This window comes from Acinetobacter sp. YH12096, assembly GCF_013419215.1.
GTDB lineage: Bacteria > Pseudomonadota > Gammaproteobacteria > Pseudomonadales > Moraxellaceae > Acinetobacter > Acinetobacter amyesii.
This window is the reverse complement of record NZ_VPAM01000054.1, coordinates 1-14,969: the sequence shown is the minus strand read 5'-3', so window position 1 is coordinate 14,969 and position 14,969 is coordinate 1. Positions and strand designations below refer to the sequence as shown.

General features: G+C 41.2%; 24 protein-coding genes and 2 pseudogenes. 23 read left to right on the top strand and 3 right to left on the bottom strand.

Annotation, left to right across the window (positions count from 1 at the left end; genetic code table 11):
- Window positions 1-107 (top strand): annotated as a pseudogene (locus FTU36_RS15785) (IS5/IS1182 family transposase); the annotation flags it as partial.
- A 109-nt stretch (window positions 108-216) separates the two neighbouring features.
- A complete protein-coding gene (locus FTU36_RS15780; RefSeq protein ID WP_180118503.1) occupies window positions 217-501 on the top strand; it encodes a hypothetical protein in 285 nt (94 codons plus the stop codon).
- An 83-nt stretch (window positions 502-584) separates the two neighbouring features.
- Here the strand turns inward: FTU36_RS15780 and FTU36_RS15775 are convergent, their stop codons facing one another.
- From FTU36_RS15775 to FTU36_RS15765, 3 genes are all read right to left on the bottom strand, one after another.
- Window positions 585-1,373: an rRNA large subunit pseudouridine synthase E gene (locus FTU36_RS15775; protein WP_180020878.1), complete on the bottom strand. Its 789-nt coding sequence runs from the start codon at window positions 1,371-1,373 to the stop codon at window positions 585-587.
- Window positions 1,374-1,497: 124 nt separating this feature from the next.
- Window positions 1,498-1,683, bottom strand: a complete 186-nt coding sequence (locus FTU36_RS15770) for an AlpA family transcriptional regulator (protein WP_180004001.1) — start codon at window positions 1,681-1,683, stop codon at window positions 1,498-1,500.
- A complete protein-coding gene (locus FTU36_RS15765; protein WP_180020880.1) occupies window positions 1,673-1,954 on the bottom strand; it encodes a hypothetical protein in 282 nt (93 codons plus the stop codon). The genes FTU36_RS15770 and FTU36_RS15765 overlap by 11 nt, the downstream gene beginning before the upstream one ends.
- Window positions 1,955-2,001: 47 nt before the next feature.
- Between FTU36_RS15765 and FTU36_RS15760 the strand changes: the two genes are divergently transcribed.
- The 21 genes and pseudogenes from FTU36_RS15760 (at window position 2,002) to FTU36_RS15660 (ending at window position 14,881) form a co-directional block, all read left to right on the top strand.
- Complete coding sequence (locus tag FTU36_RS15760) at window positions 2,002-2,376, top strand: hypothetical protein (protein WP_257224880.1); 375 nt, start codon at window positions 2,002-2,004, stop codon at window positions 2,374-2,376.
- A gap of 151 nt (window positions 2,377-2,527) precedes the next feature.
- On the top strand, window positions 2,528-2,785 hold the full coding sequence (locus FTU36_RS15755; RefSeq protein WP_180020882.1) for a hypothetical protein: 258 nt from the start codon (window positions 2,528-2,530) through the stop codon (window positions 2,783-2,785).
- Window positions 2,782-3,018 carry a hypothetical protein gene (locus tag FTU36_RS15750; protein WP_180020883.1) on the top strand — a complete coding sequence of 79 codons (237 nt, stop codon included), beginning with the start codon at window positions 2,782-2,784 and terminating at the stop codon, window positions 3,016-3,018. Before FTU36_RS15755 ends, FTU36_RS15750 begins: the two co-directional genes overlap by 4 nt.
- Window positions 3,015-3,401 (top strand): hypothetical protein, encoded by a 387-nt coding sequence (locus FTU36_RS15745; protein WP_180020616.1) that lies wholly within the window; start codon window positions 3,015-3,017, stop codon window positions 3,399-3,401. Before FTU36_RS15750 ends, FTU36_RS15745 begins: the two co-directional genes overlap by 4 nt.
- Complete coding sequence (locus FTU36_RS15740; protein WP_180020886.1) at window positions 3,394-3,906, top strand: RusA family crossover junction endodeoxyribonuclease; 513 nt, start codon at window positions 3,394-3,396, stop codon at window positions 3,904-3,906. Before FTU36_RS15745 ends, FTU36_RS15740 begins: the two co-directional genes overlap by 8 nt.
- A gap of 9 nt (window positions 3,907-3,915) precedes the next feature.
- A complete protein-coding gene (locus FTU36_RS15735) occupies window positions 3,916-4,341 on the top strand; it encodes an antiterminator Q family protein (protein ID WP_180004859.1) in 426 nt (141 codons plus the stop codon).
- Window positions 4,342-5,072: 731 nt separating this feature from the next.
- Window positions 5,073-5,297: a hypothetical protein gene (locus FTU36_RS15730; RefSeq protein WP_180020888.1), complete on the top strand. Its 225-nt coding sequence runs from the start codon at window positions 5,073-5,075 to the stop codon at window positions 5,295-5,297.
- Window positions 5,239-5,514, top strand: coding sequence for a DUF968 domain-containing protein (locus tag FTU36_RS15725; protein ID WP_180020890.1), 276 nt, complete (start codon window positions 5,239-5,241; stop codon window positions 5,512-5,514). The genes FTU36_RS15730 and FTU36_RS15725 overlap by 59 nt, the downstream gene beginning before the upstream one ends.
- 94 nt (window positions 5,515-5,608) lie before the next feature.
- Window positions 5,609-6,100 carry a recombination protein NinB gene (locus tag FTU36_RS15720; RefSeq protein WP_180020892.1) on the top strand — a complete coding sequence of 164 codons (492 nt, stop codon included), beginning with the start codon at window positions 5,609-5,611 and terminating at the stop codon, window positions 6,098-6,100.
- Window positions 6,101-6,147: 47 nt separating this feature from the next.
- On the top strand, window positions 6,148-6,738 hold the full coding sequence (locus tag FTU36_RS15715; RefSeq protein ID WP_180118502.1) for an HGGxSTG domain-containing protein: 591 nt from the start codon (window positions 6,148-6,150) through the stop codon (window positions 6,736-6,738).
- Window positions 6,722-8,039 (top strand): annotated as a pseudogene (locus tag FTU36_RS15710) (terminase). The gene FTU36_RS15715 and the pseudogene FTU36_RS15710 overlap by 17 nt, the downstream one beginning before the upstream one ends.
- Window position 8,040: 1 nt before the next feature.
- Window positions 8,041-9,474 carry a DUF4055 domain-containing protein gene (locus FTU36_RS15705; RefSeq protein ID WP_180020898.1) on the top strand — a complete coding sequence of 478 codons (1,434 nt, stop codon included), beginning with the start codon at window positions 8,041-8,043 and terminating at the stop codon, window positions 9,472-9,474.
- Between the two features lie 2 nt (window positions 9,475-9,476).
- Window positions 9,477-10,601, top strand: coding sequence for a minor capsid protein (locus tag FTU36_RS15700; RefSeq protein ID WP_180118500.1), 1,125 nt, complete (start codon window positions 9,477-9,479; stop codon window positions 10,599-10,601).
- Window positions 10,602-10,642: 41 nt separating this feature from the next.
- Entirely contained in the window at window positions 10,643-11,017 is a 375-nt protein-coding gene (locus tag FTU36_RS15695) for a hypothetical protein (protein WP_078191933.1), read from the top strand.
- 234 nt (window positions 11,018-11,251) lie between these two features.
- Window positions 11,252-12,004, top strand: a complete 753-nt coding sequence (locus FTU36_RS15690) for a DUF6651 domain-containing protein (protein ID WP_180118498.1) — start codon at window positions 11,252-11,254, stop codon at window positions 12,002-12,004.
- Window positions 12,005-12,024: 20 nt separating this feature from the next.
- The gene (locus FTU36_RS15685) at window positions 12,025-12,981 is read left to right on the top strand and encodes a major capsid protein (RefSeq protein ID WP_111884617.1); all 957 of its coding nucleotides are present in this window, start codon (window positions 12,025-12,027) and stop codon (window positions 12,979-12,981) included.
- Between the two features lie 50 nt (window positions 12,982-13,031).
- A complete protein-coding gene (locus tag FTU36_RS16825; protein WP_180118490.1) occupies window positions 13,032-13,508 on the top strand; it encodes a hypothetical protein in 477 nt (158 codons plus the stop codon).
- A gap of 3 nt (window positions 13,509-13,511) precedes the next feature.
- Window positions 13,512-13,886, top strand: a complete 375-nt coding sequence (locus tag FTU36_RS15675; RefSeq protein ID WP_180118496.1) for a hypothetical protein — start codon at window positions 13,512-13,514, stop codon at window positions 13,884-13,886.
- On the top strand, window positions 13,883-14,281 hold the full coding sequence (locus tag FTU36_RS15670; protein ID WP_180118494.1) for a hypothetical protein: 399 nt from the start codon (window positions 13,883-13,885) through the stop codon (window positions 14,279-14,281). The genes FTU36_RS15675 and FTU36_RS15670 overlap by 4 nt, the downstream gene beginning before the upstream one ends.
- Window positions 14,256-14,642, top strand: coding sequence for a glutamate 5-kinase (locus FTU36_RS15665; protein ID WP_218954419.1), 387 nt, complete (start codon window positions 14,256-14,258; stop codon window positions 14,640-14,642). The genes FTU36_RS15670 and FTU36_RS15665 overlap by 26 nt, the downstream gene beginning before the upstream one ends.
- Before the next feature lie 29 nt (window positions 14,643-14,671).
- Entirely contained in the window at window positions 14,672-14,881 is a 210-nt protein-coding gene (locus tag FTU36_RS15660; RefSeq protein WP_180118492.1) for a hypothetical protein, read from the top strand.
- The last annotated feature ends 88 nt before the right edge of the window (window positions 14,882-14,969 follow it).

Genomic DNA, 14,969 nt, shown 5'->3' with positions numbered 1-14,969 from the left:
AAACCTTCAAAATTCTTGCTGAGCGATATCGCAATCGAGGCAAAAGACTAGCATTAAGATTCAATCTAATTGCTGGAATTTATAACTTGGAGCTGAGTGAAAAATGACTTATGAAAGAAATCTAATAGAGATCTATTAACTAATAAGCCTGAAAAGTTATGCTCATTAATTTTTAGTGTTTATTCGAGAATTAATGAATCAAGAATTGTTTTATTAATGACTTTGGATGACACAATTTATCAGCGTGAAATGAAAATATTAGTTGATGAGTCTATTGAATTTAAATTAAGGCTAGATTGTTTGAATGACACTTATACTAATGATTTTTTATCAGCAAAAATCAATGATTTGGATTTTAAATTTAAGATGAGATTTCAGAATATTTACGGATTAGAAACTGAAAATATTTATTCATATAGAATATTAAGACATGAAACAGGTGAGGTTCAAGTATTAAAGCCATCACTGAGAGATTCGTTAGTAGCAAGTAAAGTTGTATAAATTATGCTTCAAAGATACATATTTATTGAAAAAAAAGCTCACTGGCGTAAGCTTTTTTTCAAACTGATTTTTAAGAAATAATATCAACGCCCATTACGACCGCGGCCACGTGGAGCTTTGGTATTCGGACGAGTTGTACCATTGGTACGGCGTTTAGGTTTTTCGCTCTCATCCATTTGCCAGATACGTTTTGTACCAGACTTTTTCACTGAGCCATCTTTATTCTTACGAACCATTGGCTTACCACCTGTACCGCCTGGTTTTTTCACATAAGAGCGTGAACGGTAAGGTTCTTCTGCAGGTACATTTTGAAAGTCAGGGTAAAGTAAAGGTTCAATTTCTTTGGTTTCACCTGGCTCTAAAGCCAATTGAACTAAATCAATTGCACCAATACGTGTACGAATTAAACGTAAAGTTGGGAAACCCACTGCTGAAGTCATACGACGAACTTGACGGTTACGGCCTTCGCAAATTTGGATTTCAACCCAAGAGGTTGGAATGTTTGCACGGAAACGTACAGGAGGATCACGATCCCATAACCATTCTGGCTGTTGCACTTTAATGGCTTTGGCTGGCAAAGTCATACCATCTTTTAGCTCAACGCCTTTACGTAATTGTTCAAGCGCTTCTTCTGTGATGTCGCCATCGACTTGCACTAAGTAGGTTTTGAACTTTTTATTTTCAGGATTGGTGATGTACTGATTTAAACCACCATGATCGGTTAAAAATACCAAACCTTCGGAGTCCATATCTAAACGACCTGCAATACGTAGACTAGGATCGTCCACGAAGTCAGATATGGTCATATGCGCTTCGTCTTTACGGAATTGGGAGAGCACGTCATATGGCTTGTTTAAGATGACAATTTTCATACTAAATATCTAAAATATAAAGAGTAAATAAAATAGGTTGTTAATATTACCCGTTTAATTACCCGTTTTAAGAGAGTTAGGCCCAATAATAAAAACAAAGCCCACGAATATGTGGGCTATTGTATCAGGTTTGCGACTTATATTCTTCGACCTTATTTTTTACATATGATGCATACCAAAAAACATCTCTATCAGTAACTCGGATCGGTTGTTGAATGTCTCCTGAATTTATAAGCGAGTAAAACTTTTCTCGACCAATCGACATAAGGTCCATAAATTCCTTTGCTCTGACTCGACGATCAATTTCCATCATTCACCTCCAATCTTTTGCTCGCTTCAATTTCAGCTTTCGCCATTTCATCAGCTTTCTCAATCATAGGGATGTATTCGCTATCACCAAGCCGATCTTTTACAAGTCGCTTAAACTTGGTATACACCTGTAATTCTTTTTCTTTCCACTCACCGTTATGGTTTGGATTGATTGTGCTCTTCTTTTCGCTACTGGCGAGCTTTTGCTTCAGGTCGTTTATTTCAACCTTAAGAGTATGAAACTCACTAGCTCTTGCACTACTTATAGCCACTTTTTCTTTAAGTTTTTCAAATTCTTTAAGGGTTGAAGCCGATTTATATGACTTCGCTGGGTACGGATAAAGATCAAGCGGTTGCTGCAATCAAACAAGCAGAGGTTGATGGATTTTTAACTGCACCTGATGCAACTGCACTGCTAGAGCATAAACAGACCAAATTGGAGCAACTGAGCGAATCTGAGCGATATAAAACGATAGCTCAAGAAGCGCTGGAAAAAATCAAAGATTTGATTAAGCCAAATGTAAACAAGATGACAGAGGAAGTGAAAGAGCCTCAGCCTTGGGAGTCTTTTGAGATGCCACATATCGACCCTTTTGATGATTTTGAAAAATACAAGGCGACTTTGCAGGCTGAGCAAAAGCAATTGCCGAATGCGGTGCGTTTTATGGATAAGCAAGTAGGAGGTGGGGTGTGAAGGATCAGCATGATAATAAGACCGTGGATTGGGTGGAAGTCATGGCTCTGCGTTCAGCCTATCGTCATGGAATCAGAACACCAGAGACTCGTGAAGCATGTCGAATTTACATGAGCGAGCGTAGAAAAAAGAAAGCAAAGCAGGTGGCAGCATGAGCATAAGCCAATCACACGGATACATGTTTGAAACAACGATGGATATTCTGCTGTTTATCACATTCAGAGGTAAGGCGACTTATGTGCAAGATGTGCTTGATAACGTTGTGACCAATACGAGTTATCGAACTGTGCAGCGATACGTAAATTCTTTAGAAAAACTCGGTTATGTGCTCGGAGATGGGAAAAGAAACTCCCCTCAAGGCTTCTTGCCAACGGATAAAGCAAAACAACTATTTGGGGTGAAGTCATGAATCTAACAATCGAACAAATGCGGGAAATTGTGGCGGGTGCGCCTGAGTGGGCTATGTTTTGGATTACACGAAATGAATACCACATTTCAATATTGAGCTTTCCGAATATGACAGGACAGCAAAGTTACTTAATTTCTGATCTTCGCACCGCCATCGCAGACCACGACCGCACGGACCATGTATCAGACATTCGCAATCATATTGCGCCGACGACGAGGGTGATTGAGGGATGAGTGAGATTAAGCAGGTTTGGGGAATTATTAAGGACTACCAGTGTGCTGATTTGAAGATGGTGCAAGACCCAGCTTTAGCTGTATTTCAGCACCAACAAGCCAAGATTGAGAAACTAGAAAATGAATTAAGCACCACAAAACAGGTTCTCGGCAATGTTATTGATATGGAAGTGGCCAAGGTTGACAACCTGAAAGCCCAGCTCAACAACATGGAGGCTTGTTATATCGAGAAGAAAAAACAGGTTGAGACTGTTGGGTATATGCTTGAAGGGGATTTGAAATATGTGGAGCAAGACAGGCGAGGAAATTTTGATTTTCTTCAAATGGCAATGATTCGTTGCTTGGGTGATGCACTTAAAGCCCTGCGAGGTGCTAATGACTAATCTCCGTATCACCGCAGCACAGGCACGAAAAGCCGGTATTGGCCCTCGATTTGGTGTAGCAGCCAAGTCGGGCAAAAAGAAATCCAATCCAGATCCAATGCCAAAGGTTTCGGCTCATCTGGTCGAAGGGAAAGGGTTTGGTGTGATGAATGATGAACTGCTCTGGTGTGAAGTTTTAATCACACCTCCTTCGGTGAATCACTATTGGATTCGTGGAGCGAACAAGACCAATCGATTAAGTAAGCGTGCAATCCACTTTATTGACGTTATGAAGCGTTTTATTGAGCCAGCAGGGTATCAGGGCAGAGTTCGAGTAAAGATCGAATACGCGCCACCTGATGCGAAAATACGTGACATCGATAACATCGTAAAACCATGCTTTGACGCTTTGTCGAAAGGTGGGTTGATTTTGGATGACTCTCAGGTGGATGAATTGCTCGTGAAGCGGTTGCCATCAGAAAAAGGCGGGAAGCTGATTATTCAAGTTGAAAAGTTAAGGGTTTGAGGGATTGGGATGAATGCAATGGTGAATTTAATGGATTGGTCGAAACGCTCAGCTCACCAGTGGCTTGAGCAGTATGGATTGTGGGTACGCTCAGTAAAGCCAAATCACATAAGCACTCCATTGGCGGTGCTAATTGACAAAAATGACAAATCTAAAACACGGTCAAGTAAGGTATCTGTAACGTGTGAAATTTCAGATTTTGAAGCGGTAGAGGTAAGTAAATTACTAGCGGCGATGCATCAAGATAGTCGTGAGTATTTAGCTGAAAGAGCTTGGTTTTTAATATTAAATTACGAAATGGATTGGTCATACGGAAGTATTGCAGGGGCACATAGTTGCAGCAAAGCAACAGTCAGATCAACAATAGATAAAGGCCTTGCTTATTTGGATGGAAAAATAGAAGCATTGGCAGACTTGACAGTGCAGCACACTTAGTTTAAATTTGTGTTATAAGTGGTCGAAGTGTTAGTTAAGCACTTGATCTGAAAGAAGCTCACCAAACGGTGGGCTTTTTTAATGCCCTGAGAAATGTTTTTGTGTAAGCAATATCAGGGCACCTATGGCGGTTCCTATTAATTTCTAGTGGTTTTTAAATTGATTACCGCCACCTAATTCAGGAGATCCACATGCTCCAACTTTTAAAATGCTTATTCGGCTTCCATGGTGTGACGGAGATTGACCACACGATTGATGGTGATGAGATAAAGGTTTGTCGAAGTTGTTTGAAAGAAGTTGAATAGCAAAAAACCCATTAAAAAATGGGGCCTGAATAAGAATATATCACCTGTGCTTTATTACAGATTAAAAGGATCATATTTCGTGTCCTTGATTTCTAAACCCACTAAAACTGCTGACAAGGCGAGAAGCCCTGAAATTTCTAAAAAGAATATGTCATGTGAAATTGTTGCTAATACCAAACAAGTCACAGATACACAAATAAAAATGCCTAATACGGAATAAAGAAAAGATATTTTCATGATGAGATATATATTCAAAAAATAAAGCGTGATCAAATTAACATAAAATTTAAGTTGTTATTAACGTAAATTATACACAAACAATACACTTTAATCGAAACCTTAAATAGCCGAACGTATTACGGCACATAAGGCCCTGCTCAATTCTGGAGATTTGAGTGGGGTTTTTCTTTTCTATTGAGGTTGGTCATGGTTGATCGAGTAGAGGCATTCAAAAATCTAGAGCTGCTTAAAGCAAACCAAGCTCGCTTGATGAACTATAACCATTTGTATTCAAGCTATGCATTTAAAGAGTCTTGCGGTGCTGAGTTGAGAAAGATTGGTAAGCAGATCGCAAGCATAGAAGAATTACTCCATGAGAAACCCAAAACGACTCGCAGCAATCAGAAGGCTGCCATGCATTCGATGCGGTAATCCAGACTCACAAGCGGCTCATTCAAATAGCGCGAAGCATGGTAAGGGTAGAGGGATAAAAGCAGATGATTCGTTTACAGTTCCTTTGTGTCATGTGTGCCATTCTGATTTTGATCAATACAAGTTGGGCAACCGAGAACAAAGTGAAGCCATGTTTGAAAAGTGGTTGGTGAGAGTGAATCGGATGTTGGTGATGGAAGATAGAGAGGTGTTTTGAGATGACTTTAGAGCAAGGTGTTATGTCATTGATAATCTTTCTTCTTGGTATATTTACTGGGTGGATTGTATCTAAATAGCATTAGGAGCAGGAAATGCAAAAAGCTGTGTTTCCTATCCAGAGTCATGCCGACATCACCAAAGCCATTAACTACATGCATACCAATTACACTCAGGCGATTAATGAGGGCAAGCCGTTAAGGGTGGCGATAGATCAAAAGCAGAATGACCGGTCGGCAGCTCAAAATAGATTGTATTGGAAATGGCTGGGTGAAATCGAAAAGAAGAACGGCACCCATAAAGACCAATTACATTTTGAGTTCAAGAAGAAGTTTCTGATTTATATCTATCGTCGAGATGACCAGCAGTTTGCTGAAATGTGTCATGCCATTGCCAAAGTAAAGCAGTCTGAACCAGATGAGTATAAGGCTATCGGTGAACAGGTCATCAGGCTTTGCAGTACAACCAAGGCGACAGTGAAACAGATGACTGAGTATTTGAATTATGTGCATGACTTTGCTGTGACTCAGTTGCATGTGTATTTGACTGTGCCGGATGATTTGAAGTGGTGTTATCAGGACCAATAAACCTGTTTTGCGAAACAATCCTATGAAAGAAAGTTTATGAGGCGTTTATGGCTATTTGCGGAGTAAAGAAACGCAATGGCGAAGCGTGTCAAAAACCGCCAATCAAAGGTAAAAAACGGTGTCGCCTGCATGGTGGGAATGCGGGAGCGCCAACAGGTAATAAAAACAGCGCAAAGCACAATATCTACTCTCAGTTTATGACTGAAGATGAAATAGAGTTTAGCCAGCAATCTGAATTGCACTCTATTGATTCAGAGTTGAAGCTTTGCAAAGTGCAATTGACTAGAGCATTAAAAGCCAAGCAAGCACAAGATGACGCAATTAAAGACCAAGACAAGGTTGCTATTGACTCGATGACGCTTGGGGATGCAAACCCTCAAGATCAGAGTGGTGGCGACAGGATTGTATATAAGCGCAAAGATTATGACACTTTAATTGACCGCTTGATTGGTCGTATCTCTATGTTGACCAAGCAAAGAAATGAGCTTGAGTATCAGGTTTTGAATAATCAAAAATTAGAGCTTGAAGTAGAGAAATTGAGACGAGAAGTTAAGCCACCTCAAGAACACGGCCCGGGAGAAGACTACAAGGTTGAGCTGCGGCCTGATGAGGAAATTCCAAATGAGCCAATTCTTTGAGCCACCAGAAGGTGCAGTCATTCTTACACCAAAGCAAGCCAATATCTACTTATGGGGCTGGCAGAAAGAAGCGCGTTTTCGTGATGCTGTATGTGGTCGACGCTTTGGCAAGACATTCTTAGCTAAAGCTGAAATGCGTCGAGCTGCAAGACTGGCAGCTAAATGGAATGTGTCGGTTGAAGATGAAATCTGGTATGCAGCGCCTACCTTCAAACAGGCCAAGCGTGTCTTCTGGAAGCGATTAAAACAAGCGATTCCGCCTTCATGGCGTGCAGGAAAACCAAACGAAACTGAATGCACGATCACTTTAAAAAGTGGTCATGTCATGCGTGTGGTTGGTCTGGATAACTATGATGACCTTCGTGGATCCGGCTTATTTTTCCTGATCATTGATGAATGGGCGGACTGTAAGTGGGCCGCATGGGAAGAAGTCCTACGCCCAATGCTGTCAACATGCAAATACATCGTGAGTGGCGAACAGCGTGTTGGTGGTCATGTTTTAAGGATTGGTACACCGAAAGGCTTTAACCATTGCTATGGACACTTTCATGGATGGCCAGCCTGGACATGAACCGGATTGCCGCAGCTTCTCATATACATCGCTACAAGGCGGAAATATTCCTGAATCGGAAATCATTGTTGCCAAGCGCAAGATGGACCCGAAAACATTCAGTCAGGAATATGAAGCTAGTTTTGAAAGTTATCAGGGCGTTATTTATTACTGCTTTAACCGGGTACTCAATAGCTCAAATGAAACAGTTCAAGATGGCGACACGCTTCACATCGGCATGGACTTTAACGTTACCAAAATGGCCGCTGTGGTTTATGTGCGTCGTGGTGACACCATGCATGCAGTAGATGAGCTTGTGAATCTATTTGATACGCCTGCAATGATTGAAGCGATTAAGGAGCGGTACCCAAAACATGAAATCGGGATTTATCCTGATGCTTCTGGGGAAAATCGCAAATCAAATAATGCAAGTGAAACAGATTTAGCACTACTGCGAAAAGCAGGGTTTAAAGTATTTGTTAATTCAAGAAACCCGGCTGTAAAAGATCGCATTAACTCTATGAATGGAATGCTTTGCAATACGTTCAGTGAGCGCCGGTTATTTGTGAATGCTTCTAAGTGTCCACACTTTGCTAAATGCCAAGAGCGTCAAATCTATGATGAAAATGGACAGCCGGATAAAAAATCAGGCTTTGACCATATGAACGATGCAGGAACATACCCGATTGCATACTTGTTCCCAATCAATGAGCAAGTGAAGAGCATCGATATACCAATGTTTGGATTCTAATATGAGCATTACAGCAACACATGCCGACTATGATAAGCACATTGCGACTTGGAATAAGTTGGATGATGTTTGTGGTGGTCAGGAAGTTATTAAGGCAGCAAAAGAGAAGTACCTGCCTAAGCCCTCTCTGTTTAATTCAAAGAATGATCCAGATGGCTCAAATCGCTATAACGAATATTTGATGCGTGCAATTTTCCCCGGTGTGACAAGCCGTACTTTGGCGAGTCATATTGGCTTGGCTTATGGCAAATCACCAATATTCAATAAACCAGATGAATTGGAATATTTAGAGCGCAATGCTGATGGTGCGGGTCGATCTATTTATCAGAGTGCCCAACGTGCAACACGTTTAATTAACCGAAACTACCGCTGTGGTGTTTATGTTGATTTTCCAAATGTTGCGCCAAGTCGCAGTAAGGCAGAGGAAAAGTCTAAAGGTGCTTTTCCGATGATCCATATTCTTCAGGCTAGTTCAATTATTGATTGGGATTACATCATTGTTGGTAACCAGAAAAAGCTAAGTTTTGTGAAGCTGCTTGAGACGGTAAAAACCCGCAATGGATTTAAGGTTGAAACTAAAGATCAGTATCGAATTTTGGCGCTTGAAGAAGGTGGTAGCGGCTTTGTTTACACAGTTCAAATTTATACGAAGAACGATAAAGGCGAATGGGTAGAAGGAGAGAAGTACATTCCAACTGATTACCATGGTCAGCCTTGGGATTATATTCCTTTCACTTTCTGTGGCGCGGTAGATAACTCAGATGAAATTGGTACAGCACCACTGTATGAGTTGGCAACTATGGAGCTGTCTTATTACACCAGTACTGCTGATGTAGAAGAATCGGCATTTATTGTTGGTCAGCCTACGTTGTGTTTCCCAAGCATCACACCAGAGCAGTATGCCATGGTGAAAGAGTCAGGTGCCTCTGTCGGCAGTCGCTCAGGAATCCCAACAGATGCGAAGATGGTCCAAGCTGAAAAAAATGGACTGGCTTATGAGCGTATGAACGATAAGTGGAACCAAATGAAAGAGCTTGGCGCTCGACTCATTGAAGTCGGTTCAGCCAATAAGACAGCCACTCAGGCAGACAATGACAGCTCAGTCCAGCATTCAGTTTTGTCACTCGTTGTGGCCAATGTATCTGAAGCATTTACCAATGCGCTGCGCTGGTGTGCCAAGTTTGTGATGCCTGAACATGATTTAAGGGTGGATGAGCTTAGTTTCATGATTGCCCAAGACTTTAATAAACCTAAATATGATGCGACTCGCTCTAAATTGATTTACGAAGCTTGTCTTGCAGGTGAATTGCCGATGTATGTTTGGTACCACTACGAGCAGACCGGTACTTTCCCGGAAGATAAATGGGAAGACATCGTTAAGAAAATTGAAAAGCGTGAAGATGGTGGAATCGATTCACTAGATGATAAGGATTAAACATGAATATTTCAGCGCAGAAAGCCTTGGTTGATGCGCTGAGCCAACATTCAGCTTATCTCTACCGCGCATCATCTCAAGCAGTAAATGAACTTACAGCTCAGTTTAATAATCTTTCCAATAGCCAGTTAAACCGCTTAGTAGATATCTTAAACGAGCTGTCAGACTCAGAGCGAAATGCACTTAAAAGCCTAAACTTTTCGAGTAAGGCTAAATCAAGTAAAAACATTGAAGAGATTAAGACCATTCTGAATGAGTGGTTCAAATCAATTGATGTGGACTTGTTTGAGCAGTTCGATAAATCAGCATTACAGTTGGCGGTTTATGAGGCTTCATATTCTGCGAAGTTAGTTGCTGGTACTGCTGCAGTTGTTAATGCTGAAAAGATTTATAAAACCATTAAGAAAGCACCTTTTTCAGGTGGTGCTTTGGTTGATTATCTATTTGCAGATATTGCAGCAACACTACGAAAGAAAGTTGAAAGTGCAATTCGTGATGGTATTTCACAAGGGCAGACCAATCAGCAGATTGTGCAACGAATCAAGGGGCGAAAGGCTTTAGATTATAAAGATGGCTTACTTAAGTCGTCACGTGAATCAATTGAACGTCAAGTAAGAACAGCCCGCAGTCACATTAGTACTGCAACTTATATCGATACGTACAAGGCGCTTGGGTATGAGTATGTAAAAGTTGTAGCCACATTGGATGGGCGCACTTGTAAGTACTGCGCATCAATCGACGGTGACGTATTTTCTATCGATGATCCATTGCGGCCAAGATTTCCAGTGCATCCAAATAACCGCACAACATATGTGCCTTGCAATAAGGATGGTGAGATTGGTGGATTACGGCCTTTCGTTATGGACGAGCGTAAAGTCAAAGATATTCCTAAGGATGAGCGTAAACATCTTATTGGTCAGCTTGATGCCAATACATCATTTAAAGAGTTTTTCGAGCAGTCGGATGAGTTCTTTCAGCGCACTTGGCTGGGTAAATCTAAGTATGAGCTTTATAAAAAAGGTGAGTACAGCATTGATAAGTTTGCTGATCCGCTGAATAAGCGTGGTTATACGTTGGATGAGTTGAAGGTTTTAGATAAAAAAACCTTTGAATTGTTAGGTGTTTAAATATAATAGTCATCACTATTTTAACTAGGCAGATAACAACAATGAAGCTTTTCGCATTTCTATTTTGTGTAATTGTATCAAGCACCTCTTTTGCTTCAACTCAAAAAGACTTTGAACTTAAATATTATAAGTTAATGGAGCGATACGTTCAAACACAATCGGACAGAAATCAAGTGATTTCTACGGAGGCAAAGAATGAGCAAGAGGATCTAGCTAGGTCCAATAAACTTAAAGCTCTAGATTGCAAAGGTTGGAAAGAGAATATTGAACTTTATGATTTTGTCTTAAGTAGATTTAAGGAGTATGAGGGAGCTTCAGAAGGTGTCCGAGCAATGGGATACACCAAAGAAAGCCTGCAAGATGAGTCTGAATGGTTGCGTGAGCAATTAAACCAACCAGAGAACAAATGCAAATAATCCAAATCATGACCCGAAAGGGCTTTCTTTAGGTCATAAGGATATCTCAAAAGCAGTAACAGAAGTTTAACTTGCAGAAAACAAACTTTAGAAATTCGAAGGTTATTGCTTTTTTGCAATTACCCCAAAAACTAAATTCAAATAGAGCACCTCCCGAGGTGCTTTTTTATTGCCTGCTGAAAGCGGATGCGGACAGCGTAACGAGCGGATGCTCATTCAACATGGTGGAAACCTATGAAACTTAAAACACAAGTCATTGACAATAAAACATATGCAGAAGTAGACACTCAAGGGCTTCCAGTCTATGTGCATGATGATGGGAAAGAGGTTGGCTTTGATGCTGGTTCAGCAATGCAAAAGATCAGCACTCTAAATGCGGAAGCAAAAACCCATCGTGAAGCAAAAGAAAAAGCCGAGTCCACACTAAAAGCATTTGAAGGCATTGAAGATCCAGTGGCAGCCAAAAAAGCTTTAGAAACCTTGAAAAACTTCGACGATAAAAAACTGGTGGATGCTGGCGAAGTCGAAAAAATCAAACTCGAAGCAATTAAAGCCGTTGAAGACAAATATGCACCAATTGTTCAAGAGCGTGATGCCTTCCAAACCCAACTGCATAACGAACTTATTGGTGGCGGTTTTGCTCGTTCTAAGTTCATTCAAGACAACATCGCTGTACCGGTAGACATGATTCAAGCCACGTTTGGTAAAAACTTCCAGATCGAAAATGGCAAGGTTGTGGCGGTAGGTGCTGATGGTCAAAAAATCTATTCACGCACTCGCCCGGGTGAAATCGCAGACTTTGATGAAGCCCTAGAAACCTTGGTTGGTGGATACCAGCACAAGGATTCAATTCTAAAAGGTTCTCAAGCTGGTGGTGCGGGTTTTCAGGGTGGTGATGGAAACAAATCGGGCCCTAAATCTTTGGCTGAATGCAAAACCAAAGAAGAAAAGATTGCTTACATGAAGCAAGTGGGCGAAAAAGCATAAATTAATTTAAGGAGAGGCATATGCCTTTTGATTTACAGGTATTTAACAAGCAAACCTATGCCGCAATGACAGAAACGGTGGCACAGGACATTAATAAATTCAACGAAGCATCACAGGGCGCAATCCAATTGATCAATGAGCCTTTCGGTGGTGATTTCAACATTGAAGCATCGTTCAAGGCAATTGCTGGTATTGTGCGTCGTCGTAATGCGTATGGTACTGGCACAGTTACTGCAAAACGTTTAGAACAATTACTTGATGTAGCTGTAAAAGTCGCAGCAGGCACACCACCCATTGAATATGAAAAACAGCAGTATTCTTGGATTCTTCAAAACCCTGAACTTGCAGCTCTAACTATTGGTGAGCAGCTGGCTAAGGCGCGTCTTGCGGATATGCTGAATGCGGGTATTTTGGGGGCATCTTCTGCGATTTCAGGTAATCTCAATGCGGTACATGGTGATGGTACTGATGCAGCATCTTTCCGCTTGCTAAACAAAGGTGCGGCAAAACTCGGTGACCGCTCAAGCGCAATTCGTGCTTGGATTGTTCACTCCACAACAATGCACAACCTGTTTGACAATGCTCTGGCCAACTCAGAAAACCTGTTCCGTTATGATGGTGTGAATGTGGTTCGTGATCCGTTTGGTCGTGTGTTTGTGGTGACCGATGCGCCAGCCTTAGTAGGTGATAATGCTGGCACTGCATTCTACAACTCGCTAGGCCTTGTTGAAGGTGCTGTTGTTGTGAATGACAACAATGACTTTAATGCTGAATTGGTGCCGGGCACTGGTGGAGAGAATATCAAGTACACCTACCAAGCTGAGTGGACATTCGGTGCAGGTGTGAAAGGTTACGCATGGGATACCGCTACCGGTGGAAAATCTCCAACTGATGCAGCAATTGGCACTCCAACTAACTGGGATCTGATCGCATCAAGCGTGAAAGATACAGCTGGCGTCCTAATTAAGTCTGCTTAAATGAAGTGCCCCGAAAGGGGTTTTTCTTTGCCTGATTGGAAATAGAAAACATGAAAAAAGAATCTAATAAACGCCTATATTTCACGGATGACTTCTCTCCCGAAAATGTGGCAAAACTTCAAGGTGAAGGTTATATCCTCCGCAAAGCTAGTGCATATCACGAAGCTGATACTTTGGAACCGTGCTCAGAAGTGGCTGGTGATGTTCCTAAGGCTTATCTAGATCTGATTAAGCGCAATAATTCCAATATTGTCACCATTGAAGCAAAAGTTGGCATCACACCAGAACTTCAAGCCACGATTGATGAAGCAAAAGCCGAATGTGTAAAAGTTATTGCTGAAAATGTGGAGTTGAAAGAACAACTAGCCACAGCCCAAGGTGAATTCATTGCATTCAAAAATGATGTTGCTGCTATGCAGGCGCGTATTGATGAATTACAGCCACCTACCAAAAAGCCAACTGCTGCGGAATTGAAAGCAGCTAAAGCCGCAGAAGAGGCGGCTAAAGTAGAACAACCAAAGGAATAACCCATGAGCTTTATTACCCAAGAACAGGCTGAGCAGATTATGGGGGCAGATTTTGCACCAGCTGGTGATAAAGCTCGCCTCATTAAATTAGCCAACACATGGATGCGAAACGAAGTCGGATTTGTTCCTGATCCAATTGAGCCAATCCTGATTGATGCCGCATGTGAAATTATTAAAGGCATTCAAGCTGGTGTGATTTACGCGGGCATTGCTCGCCAAACTACCAGTGAAAGCGTAAAAGCAGACACAGTGCAGGTCACCGAAAGTTTTGCCGAGGGTAGTGTTGAGGTATCTGAGTTCGAGCAAATTGCACGGGCTTACATTGCGTCATTGGATTTAAAGCCTAAAGGCTTCGGGTTTGAGGTGTTTCGAGCATGATTAACACCGACTATGTGCCTGAATGGTATATCACGCCTTTTGAGCATTCGAAGTACACACTTGCTCGTAATCAGATGCATATGGATCTTCTATTTGATGACATGAATGATTCGGATGAATTTCTATCTCTTGGCTGTCCTGCGCAAGTCGATTATTACGATGACGGCAGGCACTGCATTGTTCAGCTCGGGGAAACGCAAGATAAATCACTGATTATTGTTCATGGTTTACTGTTGCATGAAGCTGTGCATATTTGGCAGCGTACAAAACACCTAATGGGTGAAAAAGAGCCAAGCATTGAATTTGAAGCATATTCAATACAACGAATAGCTCAAGACTTATTTGCTATGTACGAAGAGAGCGAAAGTCATGATCAAAAACAAAATTCAGTCTAAAGTGGCTGCGGCATTTAATAAAAAGTTAGCTGATGCTGTGGATTCATTCACGTGTGAAAAGATAATTTACTCTGGTGAAATGGATTTCGAGACGCAGACTTACCCAGTCATTGGTGATGAATCTTATTCTGGTCGTGGCGTGCTATTTGGTTCTTATTTGAAAGATATGGTCAAGCCTATTGATTATCAGGTGACAGACTGTAAGGCTACGATACTTCAAAATGAAGTGCTGAAAGATAAGGTTAAGCAAAAGCCTCAGATTGGGGATGTATGGGTCACATCAAAAGGCCGCTTTAAAGTGGTAAATATTGGAGCTGATCCAACGGATAGTATTTGGGTTTGCCAGTTGCGGAAAGTTTAGTAATATCCCTCTGAAATTAAGGGGGATTTATGGCTAAGAAAACTTTAGAAGAAAAAATAAAAGATGTGGCATTTTGGACTGTAATTTTTCTTATATTGTATTTGATACTTGGTTATTTACTCGAAAGTTCGTGGTTATCTAAGCAAATTAAATTAGACAAATTATATGATTTATTAAAAGATGGGCTCGGAATTACTGCAGTGAACCGTACCGGGTTTGTCGGAGACTCAGTATTCTGAGAGAATGTTCCGATGACCAAATTAAAATATACCCCTGAAATCAGAGAAAGAGCGGTTCAATTATTGATTGAATCTGAAAAAGACTATC

Bases quoted from the DNA above. Each gene is read 5' to 3' on its own strand.
- FTU36_RS15780 (WP_180118503.1), top strand. From the start codon at position 217: ATGACTTTGGATGACACAATTTATCAGCGTGAAATGAAAATATTAGTT.
- FTU36_RS15775 (WP_180020878.1), bottom strand. From the start codon at position 1,373: ATGAAAATTGTCATCTTAAACAAGCCATATGACGTGCTCTCCCAATTC.
- FTU36_RS15770 (WP_180004001.1), bottom strand. From the start codon at position 1,683: ATGGAAATTGATCGTCGAGTCAGAGCAAAGGAATTTATGGACCTTATG.
- FTU36_RS15760 (WP_257224880.1), top strand. From the start codon at position 2,002: ATGACTTCGCTGGGTACGGATAAAGATCAAGCGGTTGCTGCAATCAAA.
- FTU36_RS15755 (WP_180020882.1), top strand. From the start codon at position 2,528: ATGAGCATAAGCCAATCACACGGATACATGTTTGAAACAACGATGGAT.
- FTU36_RS15750 (WP_180020883.1), top strand. From the start codon at position 2,782: ATGAATCTAACAATCGAACAAATGCGGGAAATTGTGGCGGGTGCGCCT.
- FTU36_RS15745 (WP_180020616.1), top strand. From the start codon at position 3,015: ATGAGTGAGATTAAGCAGGTTTGGGGAATTATTAAGGACTACCAGTGT.
- FTU36_RS15740 (WP_180020886.1), top strand. From the start codon at position 3,394: ATGACTAATCTCCGTATCACCGCAGCACAGGCACGAAAAGCCGGTATT.
- FTU36_RS15735 (WP_180004859.1), top strand. From the start codon at position 3,916: ATGAATGCAATGGTGAATTTAATGGATTGGTCGAAACGCTCAGCTCAC.
- FTU36_RS15730 (WP_180020888.1), top strand. From the start codon at position 5,073: ATGGTTGATCGAGTAGAGGCATTCAAAAATCTAGAGCTGCTTAAAGCA.
- FTU36_RS15725 (WP_180020890.1), top strand. From the start codon at position 5,239: ATGAGAAACCCAAAACGACTCGCAGCAATCAGAAGGCTGCCATGCATT.
- FTU36_RS15720 (WP_180020892.1), top strand. From the start codon at position 5,609: ATGCAAAAAGCTGTGTTTCCTATCCAGAGTCATGCCGACATCACCAAA.
- FTU36_RS15715 (WP_180118502.1), top strand. From the start codon at position 6,148: ATGGCTATTTGCGGAGTAAAGAAACGCAATGGCGAAGCGTGTCAAAAA.
- FTU36_RS15705 (WP_180020898.1), top strand. From the start codon at position 8,041: ATGAGCATTACAGCAACACATGCCGACTATGATAAGCACATTGCGACT.
- FTU36_RS15700 (WP_180118500.1), top strand. From the start codon at position 9,477: ATGAATATTTCAGCGCAGAAAGCCTTGGTTGATGCGCTGAGCCAACAT.
- FTU36_RS15695 (WP_078191933.1), top strand. From the start codon at position 10,643: ATGAAGCTTTTCGCATTTCTATTTTGTGTAATTGTATCAAGCACCTCT.
- FTU36_RS15690 (WP_180118498.1), top strand. From the start codon at position 11,252: ATGAAACTTAAAACACAAGTCATTGACAATAAAACATATGCAGAAGTA.
- FTU36_RS15685 (WP_111884617.1), top strand. From the start codon at position 12,025: ATGCCTTTTGATTTACAGGTATTTAACAAGCAAACCTATGCCGCAATG.
- FTU36_RS16825 (WP_180118490.1), top strand. From the start codon at position 13,032: ATGAAAAAAGAATCTAATAAACGCCTATATTTCACGGATGACTTCTCT.
- FTU36_RS15675 (WP_180118496.1), top strand. From the start codon at position 13,512: ATGAGCTTTATTACCCAAGAACAGGCTGAGCAGATTATGGGGGCAGAT.
- FTU36_RS15670 (WP_180118494.1), top strand. From the start codon at position 13,883: ATGATTAACACCGACTATGTGCCTGAATGGTATATCACGCCTTTTGAG.
- FTU36_RS15665 (WP_218954419.1), top strand. From the start codon at position 14,256: ATGATCAAAAACAAAATTCAGTCTAAAGTGGCTGCGGCATTTAATAAA.
- FTU36_RS15660 (WP_180118492.1), top strand. From the start codon at position 14,672: ATGGCTAAGAAAACTTTAGAAGAAAAAATAAAAGATGTGGCATTTTGG.